This window comes from Bradyrhizobium guangdongense, assembly GCF_004114975.1.
In the GTDB taxonomy this organism is placed as follows: domain Bacteria; phylum Pseudomonadota; class Alphaproteobacteria; order Rhizobiales; family Xanthobacteraceae; genus Bradyrhizobium; species Bradyrhizobium guangdongense.
Genome location: NZ_CP030051.1, coordinates 398,748 through 414,549, shown reverse-complemented (window position 1 = coordinate 414,549; position 15,802 = coordinate 398,748). Strand labels below are relative to the sequence as shown.

The window sequence follows — 15,802 nt, the reverse complement described above, 5'->3', positions numbered from 1 at the left end:
CCCCTCAAGGCCCACCTCAGTCTTGTGGCTGGCATACCATATACCACAGGAACTGCAACCCGGATTCTTTCACATCGGAAATCTCGGATCCGGCCCCCATCCGGTCAGCCGGGGTCCGGAAATGAAACCGCCGAAGACCGGGTTTCGATCTTCGGCGGGGAATTGTCGCGCTTAGCGGCCGAGAAGATCGGGTGCGATCTTCTTGCAGGCGTCAACCAGGCCCTGCACCGCGCCGACCGACTTGTCGAAGGCTTCGCGGTCCTTGCCGCCGAGCTCGATCTCGACGACACGCTCGACGCCCTTGGAGCCGATCACGACCGGCACGCCGACATACATGTCCTTCACGCTGTATTCGCCGTTCAGGTACGCGGCGCAGGGCAGGACGCGCTTCTTGTCGCGCAGATAGCTCTCGGCCATCGCGATGGCCGAAGCGGCCGGAGCGTAGAACGCCGAGCCGGTCTTGAGCAGATTGACGATCTCGGCGCCGCCGTTGCGGGTGCGGTCGACGATCTCGTCGAGACGCGCCTGCGAGGTCCAGCCCATCTTGACGAGGTCGGGCAGCGGGATGCCGGCGACGGTGGAGTACTTCACCAGCGGCACCATGGTGTCGCCATGGCCGCCGAGCACGAAGGCGGTGACGTCCTCGACGGAGACGTTGAATTCGTCGGCCAGGAAGTAGCGGAAGCGCGCGGAATCGAGCACGCCGGCCATGCCGACGACCTTCTTGTGCGGCAGGCCGGAGGCCTTCTGCAGCGCCCAGACCATCGCGTCGAGCGGGTTGGTGATGCAGATGACGAAAGCGTCGGGAGCGTACTTCTTGATGCCCGCACCGACCTGCTCCATGACCTTGAGGTTGATGGAGAGAAGGTCGTCGCGGCTCATGCCGGGCTTGCGCGGCACGCCGGCGGTGACGATGCAGACCTTGGCGTTGTCGAGCGCCTCGTAGGAGTTGGCGCCGGTGTAGTTCGCGTCGAAACCGTCGACCGGCGAGGACTGCGCGATGTCGAGCGCCTTGCCCTGCGGCACGCCTTCGGCGATGTCGAACATCACGACGTCGCCCAGTTCTTTGAGGCCGATGAGGTGAGCCAGCGTTCCGCCGATTTGACCGGAGCCAATCAAAGCAATCTTGTCGCGCGCCATGTGAACCTGTCCTTTAGACACGTAAGGAGGGGAAAACTGAGACGGGTGGTTATCCCTTTCGCCTCCCCCGTTCAAGTCGCCGGATGCCCATTTGTCGGGCTTGCCGCAATCGCAGCCAGCATACCCCGTCTGTCATTCCGGGATGCGCCGACAGGCGCAGGCCCGGAATCGATCGGCCGGCAGAGTTCGAGACGCGATGGCTGTCGGGCTGGCGCTTCACGCGGCCCGGAATGACAGCGCTGGCAAATAGGACTTAAGTCTCCACCAACCCCTTGGTGGAGCCGCTGGCGGTGGAATCCTTGCGGCCGTGAGGCAGCGCCAAATACGATTCCGAGCTCATCTCGATCAGGCGCGAGGCGGTCCGCTTGAACTCCATGGCCTCAACGCCCTCGGTGGCGAGATAGAGCGAGATCGGGTTGGCGTCCGCGGAGGCCATCAGCTTCACGGCATTGTCATAGAGCGTGTCGATCAGCGTGATGAAGCGCTTGGCCGCGTTGCGCCGGGAGAAGTCCATCACTGGAATATGGTCGACCAGGATGGTGTGATAGTCGTGCGCCAGCCTGAGGTAGTCGGATGCACCGAGCGGCTTCTCGCAGAGATCGGCAAACGCAAACCGCGCCACGCCATGGGCCGCGCACGGCACGTGCAGGGTGCGGCCCTTGATCTGGATGTCGTGCGACTTGCATTTGGCGTTGCCGGTCATCTTCGCCCAGGCACGGTCGAGCGCGGCGTCGGCATCGCCGTCCGCCGGTGTCAGCCACATCGGGACGCCCTGCAGCTTTTCCAGCCGGAAGTCGGTGCGCGCATCGAGGCGCGAGACGTCCATGTGCTCGGTGATCTGCTTGATGAAGGGCAGGAACAGCGCGCGGTTCAAACCGCCCTTGTAGAGATCGTCAGGCGCGACGTTGGAGGTCGCGACCACGACGGTGCCGAGCTCGAACAATTTGGCAAACAGACGTCCGAGGATCATCGCGTCGGCGATGTCGGTGACGTGGAATTCGTCGAAGCAAAGCAGCCAGCTTTCCTCGAAGATCGCGTTCGCCGTCAGCGCGATGACGTCGCCGTCGGGGATCTGTCCGCGCGCGATGCTCTGGCGATAATCGTAGATGCGCTCGTGCACGTCGGCCATGAATTCGTGGAAATGCGCGCGGCGCTTGTGCTCGACGTCAGAGTGATGGAAGAACAGATCCATCAGCATGGTCTTGCCGCGACCGACATCGCCGTGGATGTAGAGCCCGTGCGGCGCCTCATCCTTGTCGCCGCTGAAGAGGCGGGCGAGCAGGCCCTGCTTGCGCTTGGGGCTATAGTTCGCGAGCCGCAGATCGAGCGCGGCATAGGCCTCGGCGACTTCGGCCTGCGCGGCGTCGGGCTCGATCGCGCCGGACGCGATCTGGGCCTGGTATGCATCGCTGAAGGAGGAATTCGGGGTGGAGAGCATCGCCCTTTACCGCCAGAGACCGGCGGAAATTGCAAGCCGTCAATTGGTGCGGGGCGCTATGCGCTTTCTTCTCGCTCGCCCCGCTCTTGCGGGCAGAGGGTTGGGGTGAGGGGCCTCTCTCAACGCGTGAGATCGTCGTGAGACCTGTACCCGCTCACCCGGATTGCAGAGCAATCCGACATCTCCCTGCGAGCGGGGAGAGGTGAAGAAGAGATCACTCACACAGCTCATAGGCGTCCTCAACCACGTACGGGCCGCCGCCGGTCGATGCGCGCGAGGAGAACAGCACGAAGCGCTCCGCCGTGAACGCCTTGCTCGGGAAGTAGCCGCGGATCGAGAGATAGTCGGCGACGTCGCGGTCGGAGGCGTCGTGCAGCCGGGCCAACGTGACGTGCGGGATGTATTTGCGTCCCTCCGGATCGAGGCCGATCCGCTGCATCATGCGTTCGAGCTCGGCCTGCAATTCCATCAGCGGCTTGCTCGGCGCGATGGTGGCGACCACCGCGCGCGGTTTGCGGCCGCCGAAGCTCGTCAGCCCCTGCACCTTGACCTCGAACGGCTTGCGGTCGACGCGAAACAGCATCGACGCGATCTCGTTGGCGGAGGCGCCGTCGATATCGCCGATGAAGCGTAACGTGACGTGATAATTTTCGGGATCGATCCACCGGGCGCCGGGAAGGCCGCCCCGTAAGTTGGAAAGCGACTGGCCGATCTCGGCCGGAATTTCCAGACCAGTGAACAAACGCGGCATCGTTTCGCACTCCCGATGCTTGGCTACGGCCCCACGAAGCAGAACCATATCCAAATTAGAGCCGGCGACGAATCACCGGTACCCTGATTCCTATCGCAGTTGTGTGACTCTGCGAAGCAGCGTGCGCTTCACCCCGGGAAAACCCTGGGAGTTAGGGTTAGCGCTGCCCGTTTTTCAACGCGGATGCTCGTTGATGGTGCCAATGAATGCCTCCACGGTGGGCAGCATCTTGCCAACGACGATGTCGACGCCTTCAGCGGTCGGGTGAATGCCGTCGGCCTGGTTGAGCCTGGCGTCGGCCGCGACGCCGTCGAGGAAGAACGGATAGAGCGGCACGTCGAACTGCTTCGCCAGATCAGGATAAATCGAATTGAAGCGCGCGCCATAATCGGCGCCGAAATTCGGCGGCGCCAGCATGCCACACAGCATCACGGCGATCTTGCGCGCCTTGAGGCGCTGAACGATGTCGGTCAGCGCCGCCCGCGTCAAGTCGGGATCGATGCCGCGCATCGCGTCGTTGGCGCCGAGCTCGACGATCACGCCGTCGGTTCCGTCGGGCACCGACCAGTCGAGCCGGTCCCGCCCGCCGGACGAGGTGTCGCCGGACACGCCCGCGTTGGTCATCTCGACCTCTATACCCTTGGCCTGCAAGGCTTTTTGAAGCTTGGCCGGGAACGCCTCCTGGGCCGGAAGACCAAGACCCGCGCTCAAGGAATCACCGAGGACGACGAGCTTGACCGGTTTTGTCGTCTCGGCCCAAGCCGGACGGGCGAGCGTCATCAAAGCGAGCATCAACACGGCTATGTGCATGAACAATCCGTAACGCCTCTCGACCGCGCGTGCGGACTTGCCATATGACCGGACCATGGACATCAGCATCGAACCCTCTTCCCTCGCCGGCACGACGCCGGACACCATCGCCATCTCCAACGTCAATCTCTCACTGGGTACGGGGGCGGCACGCGTTCACATTCTCAAGGATATCAGCCTGCGCGTCGGCTCGGGCGAGACGATCGGCCTGATCGGCCCGTCAGGTTCGGGCAAATCCACGCTGCTGATGGTGATGGCGGGGCTGGAGCGTCCTGATAGCGGAGAGGTGGTGGTGTCGGGCACGCCTTTCAATGCCCTCGACGAGGATGCGCTGGCGCGCTTCCGCGGCCGCCAGGTCGGCATCGTCTTCCAGTCCTTCCATCTGATCCCGACCATGACGGCGCTCGAGAACGTGGCGGTGCCGCTCGAGCTCGCCGGCAATCCCGACGCGAGCAAGCGCGCGGCCGAAGAGCTGCGATCGGTCGGCCTCGGCGACCGGCTGCATCATTATCCGACGCAGCTCTCCGGCGGCGAGCAGCAGCGCGTCGCGCTCGCGCGCGCGCTGGCGCCCGATCCCGCCATCCTCGTTGCCGACGAGCCGACCGGCAATCTCGACGAGACGACGGGCAAACAGATCGTCGATCTTTTGTTCACCAAGCACGCCGAGCGCGGCATGACGCTGGTGCTGGTCACGCACGATTCCTCGCTCGCGCATCGCTGCGATCGCGTGATCCGCCTGCGCTCGGGCCGCATCGACACGCAGACGACCCACGCATGAGCGTCGCCGTCGAACCGTTTGCGAAGCCGAACGGCGTCGCGCTGGCGCTCCGCTATGCGTTGCGCGAATTGCGCGGCGGCCTGCGCGGCTTCTACGTCTTCATCGCCTGCATCGCGCTCGGCGTGATGGCGATCGCCGGCGTCGGCTCGGTGTCGGCGAGCCTCTCCGATGGTCTCGCGCGCGAGGGGCGCACGCTGCTCGGCGGCGACGTCTCCTTCGTGCTGTTCCAGCGCGAGGCGAAACCTGAAGAGGTCGCCTTCCTGCGCTCGCGGGGGACCGTCTCGACGGCGGCCACTCTGCGCGGCATGGCGCGCTCGGCCGAGGGCAAGCTGGCGCTGGTCGAGATGAAGGCGGTCGACGACACCTATCCGATGCTCGGGCAGCTGACGCTGGCGCCGCAGCTGCCGCTGACCGACCTGCTCGCGGAGCGCGACGGTGCGTTCGGCGCGGCCGCTGATCCGGCGCTGCTGGCGCGGCTGTCGCTCAAGATCGGCGACCGCGTCACCATTGGGTCTGCGACCTTCCAGATCCGATCGAGCGTCGAGGCCGAGCCCGACAAGCTCGCCGGCGGCATCGGCTTCGGCCCGCGCTTTTTGATCAGCGAGGCGGCCTTGCGCGCCACCGGCCTGATCCAGCCGGGCAGCCTGGTGCGCTGGGTCTACCGCGTGAAGCTGCCTCAGACCGCCAACAGCGACCGCGACACCGAGGCTTTCATCGCGGACGCGCGCAAGGTCGCGCCACAGGCCGGCTGGGAGGTGCGCAGCCGCTCCAACGCCTCGCCGCAGCTCGAGCGCAACATCGGCCGCTTCACGCAATTCCTGACGCTAGTCGGCCTCGCTGCGCTCCTGGTCGGCGGCGTCGGTGTCGCCAACGCGGTGAAGAGCCATATCGACCGCCGGCTGGAGGTTATCGCGGCGTTCAAGGCCGTCGGCGCTACGGGCCGCGACGTGTTCGGCATCTATCTCGCGCAGGTGATCCTGCTCGCCGCGATTGGCTCGGTGATCGGGCTGGCGCTCGGCGCGGCAATGCCGTTTGCGATCGTCGGTCTGTTCGGCAAGCTGCTGCCGCTGCCGGTGGTGCCGGCGGTGCATGAGGGCGAGCTCGCGCTGTCCTTCGTCTACGGCCTCCTGACCGCGCTCGCCTTCGGCCTGTGGCCGCTCGGACGCGTGCACGACGTGCCGGTCGCCGCGCTGTTCCGCGACACCGTCGCGGCCGAATGGCACCGCCCCCGCGCGAGCTATCTCGTGTTCATGGCCGTCGTTGTCGTGCTCCTCGTGGCTGTCGTGATCGGGTTGTCGTTCGACAAGCGCATCGCCGCGGTGTTCGTGGTCTCCTCCGTCGTCGTGTTCGCCGTGCTGCGCGGGGTCGCCGCCGTGCTGATGGCGATCGCGCGGCGGCTGCCGCGGACGCGCTTTACCATGCTGCGGCTGGCGATCGCCAACATCCACCGGCCGGGCGCGCTGACGCCCTCGGTCGTGCTGTCGCTGGGCTTGGGTCTCGCCGTACTGGTCACCATCACCCAGATCGACGGCAATCTGCGCCGGCAGTTCCTCGCCGCGCTGCCCGATCGCGCCCCCTCGTTCTACTTCATCGACATTCCGAGCACGCAGGCCGCCGCGTTCGACGATTATCTGCACCAGGTCGCTCCCGGCGCGAAGATCGAGGACGTGCCTATGCTGCGCGGGCGGATCGTCGCCGCTCGCGGCGTGCGCGCCGAGGACCTCAAGCCGTCCACCGATTCCGAATGGGTGCTGCAGAGCGACCGCGGCCTGACCTACACCGGCGAGCTGCCGAAAGGCTCCAAGGTGGTCGAGGGCGAATGGTGGAGCGCCGACTATTCCGGCCCGCCGCTGGTCTCGATGGAGAAGAAGATCGCCGACGGCCTCGGCCTGAAGCTCGGCGACGAGGTCGTGGTCAACGTGCTCGGCCGCGACATCCCGGCGAAAATCGGCAATCTCAGGACCATCGACTGGCAGGGGCTCGGCATCAATTTCGTGCTGGTGTTCTCGCCGGGCGCCTTCAAGGGCGCGCCGCACACCCACATCGCGACCCTGACCGAGGCCGGCGGCGATGCGGCGAGCGACGGCAAGATCATCAAGCAGGTGGCCGACGCCTATCCGATGGTGACGAGCGTGCGGGTACGCGAGGTGATGGAGACGGTCGGCTCGGTCGTGACCAACCTCGCGCTCGCCATCCGCGGCGCCAGCGCCGTGACCCTGATCTCGGCGATCCTGGTGCTGGGAGGCGCGCTCGCCGCCGGCCATCGCCACCGGGTCTATGATGCGGTGATCCTGAAGACGCTCGGCGCCACGCGGCTGCGGCTGCTCGGCGCTTATGCGCTCGAATATCTCCTGATCGGGCTCGCCACCGCGGTGTTCGGCGTGATTGCCGGCAGCTTAGCGGCCTGGATGATCGTGACGCGGCTGATGACGCTGACCTTCGTCTGGCAGGCTGCAAGCGCGGCCGGCGTGGTGGCAGCCGCCCTGGTCGTCACCGTCGGGCTAGGGCTCGCCGGAACGCTCTTGGCGTTGAACAAAAAGCCCGCCACGGTGTTGCGGAATTTGTGACAAAAGGTAGCGGATGGCGGCGGGAGGACCGGAATCGCGCGATTCCCGCGATTAACCACATCTGCTTGTCAGGCTGTCGTCAGGAAGGCGCGCCGAGGGCGACATTCGGCCGCGCGTGGACGGTTGCAGCGAATGTGTTAGTTTCCCACATATCGAGTGGGTTCGGAGCCCCGATTGTTAGCCAAAATTAATGTCGGCAGGCATCGGTATCCGAGATAGAGTTTGACGAACCGGCGGCACGGCGACCCTCGTGCAGACCGGACCAACCAACGGGAATTCGACCATGTCGGACCTCAACCGTAACTACGCTTCTCCTTTCGGCAGGGCCGCCGGGCGTGTTGACGCCGCGACGGTCGACGCCGGCCTGCGCGCCTACATGCTGCGCATCTACAACTACATGAGCATTGGCCTTGCCATCACCGGCCTGGCCGCGCTCGGTGTCTACATGGCTGCCGTGACCGACGTTCCGACCGCGGAAGCTGTCCGCGTCGGCAAGCTGTTCCTGACGCCGTTCGGCTACGCCATGTTCGTGAGCCCGCTGAAATATCTGTTCATGCTGGCGCCCCTCGCCATGGTGTTCGTGATCTCGGCCGGCATCAACCGTCTGGCACCCTCGACCGCCCAGATCCTGTTCTGGGTGTTCTCGGCGCTGATGGGCATCTCGCTGTCCTCGATCTTCCTGGTGTACACGCACACCTCGATCGTCCGGGTGTTCTTCATCACCGCGGCGACCTTCGGTGCGCTGAGCCTCTATGGCTACACCACCAAGCGTGACATGAGCGGCATGGGCTCGTTCCTGTTCATGGGCCTGATCGGCATCATCATCGCGAGCCTGGTCAACCTGTTCCTGGCCAGCTCGGCGCTGCAGTTCATCGTCTCGGTGGTCGGCGTGCTGGTGTTCGCGGGCCTGACCGCCTGGGACACCCAGCGGCTGAAGAACGACTACATCTACGGCTACGCCTCGGCCGGCGGTGACATCGCAGAGCGTGCGGCCATCACCGGCGCACTGTCGCTGTACTTGAACTTCATCAACCTGTTCACGCTGCTGCTGCAGCTTCTCGGCCAGCGCGACTAAGCGCCAGACCTGAGAGAACGGACACGAACCCCGGCCGCAAGGCCGGGGTTTTTGTTTGGCCCGTGCCCTCCCCGTCATTGCGAGGAGCTCTTGCGACGAAGCAACCCAATGTCCCTCCGCGGATGCATTTCTGGATTGCTTCGCTTCGATCGCAATGACGGGTGTGGAAGGCGGCACAGCCTCTTCCAGCAACCAGACGAAGGCTCTATCCTGCCTGCCATGTCCGCACCCGAAATCAGGCCCACGACCGAGGCCGACCTTCCCGCCATCACCGCGATCTATCAGCAGGCCGTCCGCGAGGGCACCGCGACGTTCGAGCTGGAACCGCCCGATCTTGCCGAGATGACGCGCCGCTATCGCGCGTTGGTCGATGGGGGCTACCCCTATTTCGTCGCCATCCTGGATGACCGAGTCGCCGGCTACGCCTATGCCGGCGCCTACCGGCCGCGGCCGGCCTATCGCTTCACGGTCGAGAACTCGATCTATCTCGACCCCGGCTTCCACCGCCGCGGCATCGGGTCGTTGCTGCTGGAGCGGCTGATCAGGGAATGCGAGGCGCGCGGCTTCCGCCAGATGATCGCCGTGATCGGCGATTCCGCCAATGCCGGCTCGATCGGCGTGCATACCAGAGGCGGCTTCAAGATGATCGGCACGCATCCGAATGTCGGCCTGAAATTCGGCCGCTGGCTGGATACGGTGATGATGCAGCGCGAGCTCGGCGAGGGCGCGACGAGCGTGCCGGCGAAGTAGATTCCCTGTTGGTCGGGTTAGACCACCGCCAGTTTCCGGTCGATCACCAGCAGCACGCGCTCGAGCTCGTGGCCACGGCGCAGGATCAGCCCGGTCGCCGAGATCACGCTGTACATGCCCTGCTTGCGGGCGAGCCGCGGATCCTTCTCGATGCGGTAGATCGGCACTTCGGAGGCGCGGCGATAGACCGAGAACACCGCGCGGTCTTTCAGGAAATCGATGGCGTAATCGCGCCACTCGCCGTCGGCGACCATCCGGCCATAGAGGTTGAGAATTCGGTGCAGCTCCAGCCGGTTGAACGTCACCCTGCTCGGCTGAGCATTCGCAGCGACGGGACGCGCCACTGCGCGCTGCTCGCTCGGATCGGCATCCTCCGACGTCAAGCTCATGGGGCGCCTCCTCATCGCATCGCATGACCGCCCCCGCGAAGACCGTCCCCGGAGCCGCGGACCATGACATCGGTATGATTGCGCCAACTGTTCCCCGCCGCAAGGGGGCTCCTGAACGGCCCCCGGAGGACGGGGCTCACCTCGTCGAGAGCTGGCGAATCACGACACACGCAACGGTGGAACTTGTCAGCGGCAAACCGTCACGGGATCGTTAGCAGGAATCACAGGATCGCCGCTTTTCCGCCCATCGCCTGCCGCCCTGCACTGCGAAGAGACTGACGTGCGTTGACCCGGTCCTTTCGGTTCCGGATTCCTCAGCCCCCAGCCCCCCGGGGTCGAACAGGATCGGGTCTGTACGCGCGACAAGGAGGGCCAACGCGAGTTGGTCCTTTTTTGTTTGTGGCGGGGTGTTTTACTTCCGGCTGTCATTCCGGAGCGCGCGAAGCGCGAGCTACGATGCGCCATCGCGCATCTGAGAATCTATTTCTCGTCTGAAGATGCGGATAGATGGGTTCCGGGCTCGCGCTTCGCGCGCCCCGGAATGATGAAGAAGAGCAGGGAATGTCTCGTGCCGCGCTTCAGTGCAGCGACGTGTACGCCGCGCCCAGCATCGCACCGGGTCTTTCGCGGCTGCCGTCCTGGACGTAGACCACCGCACCGTCGACGCCGTCGCGCGACGTCAGATTCTCGAGCGGTACCGTCCAGCTTTCCGGATGGCCGTTCCAGTCGCCGACCTTGAGCAGGTTGCGCACGACGTTGTGGTAGGTGATCTGCTGTCCGCGGTTTTCGCCACGGCTGATTTCGATCGGCACCGATTTCGCGATCGAGCAGATCCAGACCTCGCCATGCGAGACCGCAGGTTCCTTGCTCGCGGCGACCGACACGTTGATCTGCTTGCCCGCGAGCGACATCGTGACGGGAACGCTCATCACGCCCAGGCCCTTGTCGGTCTTGCCGATCGCATTTTCGATGCCGGCACGATCGCTGCCGATGACGTGCGTGGCGCCGTTGACCACCGCTTGCGGCGTATAGACCTCGCGGTCGCCGCGCATCCGTGAATAAGCGCGCTGCCGCGCCGAGAAACGCGAATCCGCCAGCGTGTCCTTCCAGCCCAGATAATCCCAATAGTCGATCGGCATGCTCAGCGCGATGATCGAGGGATCCTTGGCGAGGTCACCGATGATCTTGTCGGCGGGCGGGCAGGACGAGCAGCCCTGCGAGGTAAACAATTCGACAACGGCGCGGGGGTCTGCCTGGGCGGGACGGATGATGGCGACGATGGCACAGATACCGAGCGCTCCCGACCAGAATGCACCGGACCAGCGCGTAACGAGATTAGAAGCCATACCAGTCATGTCGAACGTCACACATCGTCATTCGTTGGGGAGGAAGCTTATCGCCTGATGGTCACCGTAGTCTTACGGGGCGCGGCACGTTCAACCGTCCAATGCGGGATTCCGCCGGACGAGCCCATCTGAAGCATGCCGCAAACGCGCGAAGGCGGCCTTTTGATAGGCCGCCTTCGTTTAACCTTCTACTCACGTCGCAGTGAGCCACCGTTCACAAATTCGCGCTTACGCCGCGAGCTTGCGCAGCACGTAGTGCAGAATGCCGCCGTTCCGGTAGTAATCGAGTTCGTCCAGCGTATCGATGCGGCAAAGCAGCGAAACGCGCTGCAACGAACCGTCGGCGGACACGATCTCAGCGGTCAGCTTCTGGCGCGGCTTGAGGTCGCCGACGAGGCCACGCAGCGTGACCTTCTCGTCGCCCTTCAGGCCGAGGGACGACCAGGAGGTGCCTTCCTCGAAGGTCAGCGGCAGCACGCCCATACCGACCAGGTTGGAGCGATGGATGCGCTCGAAGCTCTGGCAGATCACAGCGCGCACGCCGAGCAGACGGGTGCCCTTGGCGGCCCAGTCGCGCGAGGAGCCGTTGCCGTATTCGGCGCCGGCGAACACCACCAGCGGCACCTCTTCCTGCTGGTACTTCATCGCGGCGTCGTAGATCGACATCTGCTCGCCGTCGGGCCAATGCTTGGTGAGACCACCCTCAGGGATATTGCCGTCAGCGCCCTTCAGCATGAAGTTTTTGATGCGGATGTTGGCGAAGGTGCCGCGCATCATCACCTCATGATTGCCGCGACGCGTGCCGTACTGATTGAAGTCGGCCGGGCGCACCTGGTGCTCGCTGAGATATTTGCCCGCGGGCGAGGTGAGCTTGATCGAACCGGCCGGCGAGATGTGGTCGGTGGTGATCTTGTCGCCGAACATGGCGAGGATGCGGGCCTCGACGATGTCGGTGACCGGCTCCGGCTCCTTCTTCATGCCTTCGAAATAGGGCGGGTTCTGCACATAGGTCGAAGACATGTTCCAGCGATAGGTCTCGCTCTCGACCGTCTTGATCTTGCGCCAGTTGGTGTCGCCCTTGAACACGTCGGCATACTTCTTCTTGAAGATCGACGCGGTCACGAACTTCTTCATGAAGGCGTTGATCTCCTTCGTCGTCGGCCAGATATCCTTCAGGTAGACCGGCTTGCCGTCCTTGCCTTCGCCGAGCGGCTCGACCGCGAGGTTCTTGGTGACGCTGCCGGCGAGCGCGTGCGCGACGACCAGCGGCGGCGAGGCCAGATAGTTCGCCTGCACGTCGGGCGAGACGCGGCCTTCGAAATTGCGGTTGCCTGACAGCACGGCGGCGGCGACGATGCCGTTGTCGTTGATCGACTTCGAGATCTCCTCCGGCAGCGGACCGGAATTGCCGATGCAGGTGGTGCAGCCGAAGCCGACCAGGTTGAAGCCGACCTTGTCGAGATCCTTCTGCAGACCGGAATCGGCAAGATAGCCCGCGACGACCTGGCTGCCCGGAGCCAGCGAGGTCTTCACCCACGGCTTGGCCTTGAGGCCCTTCGCGGCAGCGTTGCGCGCCAGAAGGCCGGCACCAATCAGCACGCTCGGGTTCGAGGTGTTGGTGCAGGAGGTGATGGCGGCGATCACGACGTCGCCGTGGCCGAGATCGAAGTTCTTGCCTTCGACCGGGAAGCGCTTGTTGGGCTCTTCGGCCTTCTTGTACTCGCTGCCGAGCGCCAGCGAAAAGCCTTCTGCGACCGACGGCAGCGCGATGCGGCCTTCGGGACGCTTCGGACCGGCCATCGACGGCACGACGTCGGCGAGGTCGAGGGTCAACGTTTCCGTGAACACCGGATCGGCCGACTTGGCCGTGCGGAACAGGCCCTGCGCCTTGGCATAGGCCTGCACCAGCGCGACGCGCGGCGCCGCGCGGCCGGAGGTCTTGAGATAATCGATCGCGGCGGCATCGACAGGGAAGAAGCCGCAGGTCGCGCCGTACTCCGGCGCCATGTTGGCGATGGTGGCCTTGTCGGCGACGGAGAGATTGTCGAGGCCGGGGCCGAAGAACTCGACGAACTTGCCGACGACGCCGAGCTTGCGCAGCATCTGCGTGACGGTCAGCACGAGGTCGGTGGCGGTGACGCCTTCCTTCATCGCGCCCTTCAGCTTGAAGCCGACGACGTTGGGCAACAGCATCGACAGCGGCTGGCCGAGCATGCAGGCTTCCGCCTCGATGCCGCCGACGCCCCAGCCGAGCACGGCGAGACCGTTGACCATCGTGGTGTGAGAGTCGGTGCCGACCAGCGAGTCAGGGTACGCAACCTCGAAGGTGCCGGTCTTCTTGCCGACCGTCATCTTCTCCTTCTTGGTCCAGACGGTCTGGGAGAGATATTCGAGATTGACCTGATGGCAGATGCCGGTGCCGGGCGGCACGACGGAGAAGTTCGAGAACGCCTTCTGGCCCCACTTCAGGAACTCGTAGCGCTCCTGGTTCTGCTTGTACTCTTCAGTGACGTTCTTGGCGAAAGCCTTGTTGTCGCCGAAGAAGTTCACGATCACGGAGTGGTCGATGACGAGGTCGACGGGGACCAGCGGGTTGATCTTCTCGGCATCGCCGCCGAGCTTCTGCATCGCGTTGCGCATCGCGGCGAGATCGACCACCGCCGGCACGCCGGTGAAGTCCTGCATCAGCACGCGCGCGGGGCGGAAGGCGATCTCGTGCTCCAGCGACTTCTTGCGCAGCCACTTCGAAACCGCGACGATGTCTTCCTTCTTGACCGAGCGGCCGTCCTCGTTGCGGAGCAGGTTCTCGAGCAGGACCTTCATCGAATAGGGAAGTTTCGAAATTCCCTTCAGACCATTCTTCTCGGCCGTGGGCAGGCTGTAATAGACATAGGTCTTGGCGCCGACCTTGAGGGTCTTTTTGCATTTGAAGCTGTCGAGCGAGGTCATGTAGGAATCCCAATTGTTAGATATACCCGGCAGAGGGTATTGTAACACCGTCAGCGTATCAGGCTGGGCCGCTTGCAGGGGCAGGTTGAGTTGCTGCATCAAGTAGTTCCGGGCTTATAGAAGCTTTCTAACCGCGCCGCCACAGCCACAATCGTGCCGCAGCAATCCGCCAGCCAAAAATTCCCATGCGCTACCCCAAGTTTTCCTGAGGCCTGGCTTTGAGCGCGATCATGCAAGACAAGATGCAGCTGTCCGGACGCGGGGTGGGCTGCGTGCGGGGCGGCCGCGAGGTGTTTTCCGGGCTCGATTTCGATGCGGTCGCGGGCGAGGCCGTGGCGGTGATCGGCCGCAACGGATCGGGCAAGACCTCGCTGCTGCGGCTGATCGCGGGCCTGCTCGTTCCGGCCGGCGGCACGATCGCACTTAAGGGAGGTGACGCCGAGATGACACTCCCGGAGCAGTGCCATTATCTCGGCCATCGCGACGCCCTGAAGCCGGCCCTCACGGTCGCGGAAAACCTGTCGTTCTGGGCTGATTTCCTCGGCGGCGAGTGCTCTGACGCGGCCGAGAGCCTCGCCAAAGTCGGGCTAGCCCATGCCACCCATCTGCCCGCGGGCTTCCTGTCGGCCGGCCAGCGCCGCCGCCTGTCGCTGGCCCGGCTGCTGACGGTCCGACGGCCGGTCTGGCTGCTGGACGAGCCGACCAACGCGCTCGACGTCGCCGGCCAGGACATGTTCGGCGGCCTGATGCGCGACCACCTGGCGCGCGGCGGGATGATCGTCGCGGCGACCCACGGGCCGCTGGGGCTCGACGCGCGGGAGCTAAGAATCGGGGGTGTGGCGTGAGGTGGCGCGACCCTCAGTTTTCCAAGCGGCTGGGCGCCGCTCTCTCTGTTCCCTCCCCCCTTGTGGGGGAGGGTCAGGGAGGGGGGAGCCACACGACGCGGCCTATCGGTTTTTCCGTCGTGGAGGCGGGCAGTTTACTACCAGTCACTAGCCTCGAAGGATCATCTCGCCCGGGGCTACCCCTCTCCCCAGCCCTCCCCCACAAGGGGGGAGGGAGTGCAGTGTGCATGCGGCGCGAGGTGCCGATCCGCGGCAGCATCGGAGCGAGCCCATGACCGCCCTCGCCGCCCTGATCCGCCGGGACATCAGGATCGCGCTCCGCGTCGGCGGCGGCGCGCTGATCGGGGTGTTGTTCTTCCTGACCGTCGTCGTGCTGATGCCGTTCGCGGTCGGGCCCGACCTGGCCCTGCTGTCGCGGCTGGGGCCGGCGATCCTGTGGCTTGGCGCGCTGCTGGCGAGCCTGCTCACGCTGGACCGGCTGTTCATGGCCGACCACGAGGACGGCTCGCTCGACCTCATCACCATGAGCCGGACGCCGCTGGAACTCGCCTGTGCCGCCAAGGCGCTGGCGCACTGGCTGGCGGCGGGCCTGCCGCTGATCGTCGCAACCCCCGTGCTCGGCCTGCTGCTCAACCTCGACATGGTCGCGACCGGCGCGGTCGCGCTGACGCTGCTGGCGGGCACCCCGGCCCTGACCTTCACCGGCATGATCGGCGCGGCGTTGGCGGTGACGTTGCACCGCGGCGGGCTGCTGATGGCCGTGCTGGTGCTGCCGCTGTCGATTCCGGTGCTGATCTTCGGCGTCGCGGCCTCGCAGGCCGCGATCGTCGGTCCCATGACGTTCGGCGCGCCGTTCTCGATCCTGTGCGCGCTGTCGCTGGTCAGCCTTGTGATCGGCCCGTTCGCGGCGGCGGCGAGCCTGAAGCACGGGCTGGACTGAAATGGGTCTGACGCCTTGACCCCG

13 protein-coding genes are annotated in these 15,802 nt (G+C 65.1%); 6 read left to right on the top strand and 7 right to left on the bottom strand.

The genetic code is table 11. The features are described from left to right. Positions 1-171 precede the first annotated feature (171 nt). From mdh to X265_RS01965, 4 genes are all read right to left on the bottom strand, one after another. Positions 172-1,140 (bottom strand): malate dehydrogenase, encoded by a 969-nt coding sequence (gene mdh / locus X265_RS01980; protein WP_128963396.1) that lies wholly within the window; start codon positions 1,138-1,140, stop codon positions 172-174. 253 nt (positions 1,141-1,393) lie between these two features. Next, complete coding sequence (gene zapE / locus X265_RS01975; RefSeq protein ID WP_128963395.1) at positions 1,394-2,578, bottom strand: cell division protein ZapE; 1,185 nt, start codon at positions 2,576-2,578, stop codon at positions 1,394-1,396. Between the two features lie 214 nt (positions 2,579-2,792). Beyond that, positions 2,793-3,329 (bottom strand): RNA 2',3'-cyclic phosphodiesterase, encoded by a 537-nt coding sequence (gene thpR / locus X265_RS01970; protein ID WP_128963394.1) that lies wholly within the window; start codon positions 3,327-3,329, stop codon positions 2,793-2,795. Positions 3,330-3,503: 174 nt separating this feature from the next. Further along, complete coding sequence (locus tag X265_RS01965) at positions 3,504-4,139, bottom strand: arylesterase (protein WP_164938960.1); 636 nt, start codon at positions 4,137-4,139, stop codon at positions 3,504-3,506. Between the two features lie 55 nt (positions 4,140-4,194). Between X265_RS01965 and X265_RS01960 the strand changes: the two genes are divergently transcribed. From X265_RS01960 to X265_RS01945, 4 genes are all read left to right on the top strand, one after another. Then, positions 4,195-4,917, top strand: a complete 723-nt coding sequence (locus X265_RS01960) for an ABC transporter ATP-binding protein (protein WP_128963392.1) — start codon at positions 4,195-4,197, stop codon at positions 4,915-4,917. After that, positions 4,914-7,484, top strand: a complete 2,571-nt coding sequence (locus X265_RS01955) for an ABC transporter permease (RefSeq protein ID WP_128963391.1) — start codon at positions 4,914-4,916, stop codon at positions 7,482-7,484. Before X265_RS01960 ends, X265_RS01955 begins: the two co-directional genes overlap by 4 nt. Positions 7,485-7,767: 283 nt before the next feature. Further along, positions 7,768-8,559, top strand: coding sequence for a Bax inhibitor-1/YccA family protein (locus X265_RS01950; protein ID WP_128963390.1), 792 nt, complete (start codon positions 7,768-7,770; stop codon positions 8,557-8,559). A 219-nt stretch (positions 8,560-8,778) separates the two neighbouring features. Then, on the top strand, positions 8,779-9,309 hold the full coding sequence (locus X265_RS01945; protein WP_128963389.1) for a GNAT family N-acetyltransferase: 531 nt from the start codon (positions 8,779-8,781) through the stop codon (positions 9,307-9,309). 17 nt (positions 9,310-9,326) lie between these two features. Here X265_RS01945 and X265_RS01940 read toward each other — a convergent pair whose 3' ends face one another. From X265_RS01940 to acnA, 3 genes are all read right to left on the bottom strand, one after another. Then, positions 9,327-9,698 carry a DUF2794 domain-containing protein gene (locus X265_RS01940; RefSeq protein ID WP_128963388.1) on the bottom strand — a complete coding sequence of 124 codons (372 nt, stop codon included), beginning with the start codon at positions 9,696-9,698 and terminating at the stop codon, positions 9,327-9,329. A gap of 578 nt (positions 9,699-10,276) precedes the next feature. Beyond that, positions 10,277-11,053, bottom strand: a complete 777-nt coding sequence (locus tag X265_RS01935; protein WP_128963387.1) for a DUF1223 domain-containing protein — start codon at positions 11,051-11,053, stop codon at positions 10,277-10,279. Between the two features lie 219 nt (positions 11,054-11,272). Continuing rightward, positions 11,273-13,993 (bottom strand): aconitate hydratase AcnA, encoded by a 2,721-nt coding sequence (gene acnA, locus X265_RS01930; protein ID WP_128969104.1) that lies wholly within the window; start codon positions 13,991-13,993, stop codon positions 11,273-11,275. A 242-nt stretch (positions 13,994-14,235) separates the two neighbouring features. On the opposite strand from acnA, the gene ccmA reads away from it, so the two are divergent. Both ccmA and ccmB read left to right on the top strand, forming a co-directional pair. Further along, a complete protein-coding gene (ccmA, locus tag X265_RS01925; protein WP_128969103.1) occupies positions 14,236-14,838 on the top strand; it encodes a heme ABC exporter ATP-binding protein CcmA in 603 nt (200 codons plus the stop codon). Between the two features lie 271 nt (positions 14,839-15,109). Then, entirely contained in the window at positions 15,110-15,778 is a 669-nt protein-coding gene (gene ccmB, locus X265_RS01920) for a heme exporter protein CcmB (protein WP_128963386.1), read from the top strand. Positions 15,779-15,802 lie beyond the last annotated feature (24 nt).